The 2516-nt window shown below is 45.7% G+C and carries 3 protein-coding genes; all 3 read right to left on the reverse strand.

Translation table 11 applies throughout. The annotated features are described in order from the left end of the window. Positions 1–64 precede the first annotated feature (64 nt). The gene (locus ND16A_RS04045) at positions 65–1675 is read right to left on the reverse strand and encodes an IS66 family transposase (protein WP_033078705.1); all 1611 of its coding nucleotides are present in this window, start codon (positions 1673–1675) and stop codon (positions 65–67) included. A gap of 76 nt (positions 1676–1751) precedes the next feature. Then, positions 1752–2075, reverse strand: a complete 324-nt coding sequence (gene tnpB / locus ND16A_RS04040; RefSeq protein ID WP_033078706.1) for an IS66 family insertion sequence element accessory protein TnpB — start codon at positions 2073–2075, stop codon at positions 1752–1754. Then, positions 2072–2437, reverse strand: a complete 366-nt coding sequence (locus ND16A_RS21145) for a hypothetical protein (RefSeq protein WP_033078707.1) — start codon at positions 2435–2437, stop codon at positions 2072–2074. Before ND16A_RS21145 ends, tnpB begins: the two co-directional genes overlap by 4 nt. Between the last annotated feature and the right edge of the window lie 79 nt (positions 2438–2516).

Raw genomic sequence — 2516 nt, forward strand, 5'->3', positions numbered from 1 at the left:
GTGAGCTTACGGCGGGATAGTGTGACATGGCAAGTTGAGTTATTTAGAATGGCGCTAACCCAGTCTATGACTGAGTTATCTCTTGATTTTGTTGGTAGTTCCAAGGGAGGTAATGCTCAGGATTTTCGGCTACTTTCACGTGTTCTCGCTGTAATACGTTAAAATAATCGAAGGCATTAATACCTGCTGCCGCCGAAGTGGCTATTAGGGATGTAATTACATCACCGATGCTGGCACCGGCCAATGTTTTGTGAAATTGGGCATTTTTTCGGTTGCGAACGACAAGCTTTAGCTGAGCTTCCATCAGATTATTATCCAACGCAGCACCTTCAATCCGGCAAAACTTAATCAGTCCGTCATAATGTTTGATAAAATAGCGGATAGCCTTACCCAATGAACTATTCTCTTCAACAGCACTTAGTTCTTGATCGCCACGCAGCAACGCCTGCCCCCAGTGCAGGATTTCTTCCATCACGGGGAGCGAGTGTGTTTGATGGTAATTGAGCCGGGCAGCATCATCGAGCTGTTGTTCCTCAATGTGCGTTTCACGCTGCCATATTTCACTGTACCTGGTGATCACATGCTCAACTTGCTCAGGAAACAGACTCAGTAAATCATAAAATTGTCGTCTGGCATGGCTGTTACATAATGACAATTCGACATGAGTAACCGTTGGCCGATTGCTCGTCAAACCATCACACATTAAAATCGGCGGTGGCAGTGAGTTTTTACGATGAAGCAAGATACTGTCGATAAACTCACCGGCATGACCTATATTGGTTTCGAATAACGTGAGCTGATGACCCCCTTGAATACTCGCGATAACCCCCGATGTATAAACTCCTGTTCGGGTTTGCATTTTGTTGCTGTTACGCCGCTTTTTCTCAACCGATTTCAAATCAAGAATACGGTTGGTCGTATCGTCCAGGTAATAATGATGGGCGTCGCTGGCTAGTTTTAATAAGTATTTGAATACCGGATAAATGTGGTTTGAACACGCTTCGGTTTGGTCAAAAATAGTGGAGGCGGTGATGGGCACACCGAGTAAATCTTGCAAGCTGCCCTGGCGATAAAACGGTGAACCCATGCCGTACTTAGCAATGACCATGATGGAGCGGGCCGAGTAACCATATTTCTGCCTGGCCGGGCCATCATCCATCACATCAGCGGGTAATGGTGCCGTAAAATAAGCGCCACAAGTGTTACAGCGCAGCCGCTCCATCACATGTTGCTCTGGTTGGAACGGACTTTGGCCGACAATGCGTAGCAAGGTGGCCGGCTCATATTTATAAAGCTTGCCATTGTCACATTGCGGGCAATTATCCCCTTTGGCGACATCAGTCATTTTATGATGTTTAATCTCAGGTTTTACTTTAGCAGACGCATTGGCGTTATTATTGCGCTTCTTTTTACCTGATTTTTTCGCCCTGTTTTGCGCCAGACTGGACTGAAGCTTTTCAGAGGACTTGACCATGCCAACGAGTTTACGCAGTTTGCCAATGGTGACTTTATTGCTGGCAAGGTGTTCCTGCATACTCGCTAACGTCAACAACGCATCGAGCAGCAACTGACAATCATCAGGCGTTAGGGCCAAGTCATGCTCTTTGGCTTGAGCTACCCGCTTTATTAACGCATCAAGCGCATCGGTATCAATGTCAGTGTAGGTCTGTTTCAACGGGATAACTCCAAAAATAAGTGGTCACAGGATAGAGATTCCTGATCAGAAATCAAGCCGACACCTTATAAAAAACTTAGTTAATTTTTTGAAAATGTGAATGATCATTTCCACTTAACAGGCTCCTTAATTCGATCGCATTCATTGTGCTATTACCCTTGGGCCAGCCGGTAAACTTCCCTTTGGATAATCGCTTGGTCATTAACCAAAAACCTGTGCCGTCATACGCTAAGGTTCTGATCATGGTCTTGCTGCGGTTAATAAACACGAATAAGGTGCCGCAACGGGGATCTTGCTTGAGATGAAGGCGGCAAACCGCCGCTAAGCCATCGATGCCACAGCGAAAGTCAGCGGGTTTTGTTGCGAGTAAAATGGTTGTTTGGGCAGTTAATTGGATCATGATTTCATTGCCTTGATCATCGATGTGATCATACTCAATGAGACATCGCCCGAAAGGCATAACCGGTCGCCGCAGGTAAAGCTCAGCTCGACATTAAGTTGCTCGTTTTGTGGCTGGGGAGTCATTGGAAGGTGGACAAATTCGGGCAATAGCTCTGGTAAATCAAGTGATTCACTCCACCGTTTTAGCTGAGTGCCGCTGATCCTTAACGCTGCAATGATCTTGGAGGAAGAATAGGTATTAAGCAATGATACGGCTTGTTTACGCAAAGGCGTTGGCGTTGGGACTTGACGTCCGTTTCTATTTTTACGCCATTGCTCAAATGCAGCAACAACGTTGATAAGTTGATCTTGGTTCGACATGTTTGCGTCCTGATGAATTAGTCGCAGTCATTAAATCAGATCGAAAAATAGAAGTTGAGCTATGCTCTCGTAAGCTCAC

Origin of the sequence: Thalassotalea sp. ND16A, assembly GCF_000764205.1 — a bacterium.
In the GTDB taxonomy this organism is placed as follows: domain Bacteria; phylum Pseudomonadota; class Gammaproteobacteria; order Enterobacterales; family Alteromonadaceae; genus Thalassotalea_A.

What these genes read in the sequence shown, in the direction of transcription:
- tnpB (WP_033078706.1), bottom strand. Translation starts at nt 2,075, where the DNA reads ATGATCCAATTAACTGCCCAAACAACCATTTTACTCGCAACAAAACCC.
- ND16A_RS21145 (WP_033078707.1), bottom strand. Translation starts at nt 2,437, where the DNA reads ATGTCGAACCAAGATCAACTTATCAACGTTGTTGCTGCATTTGAGCAA.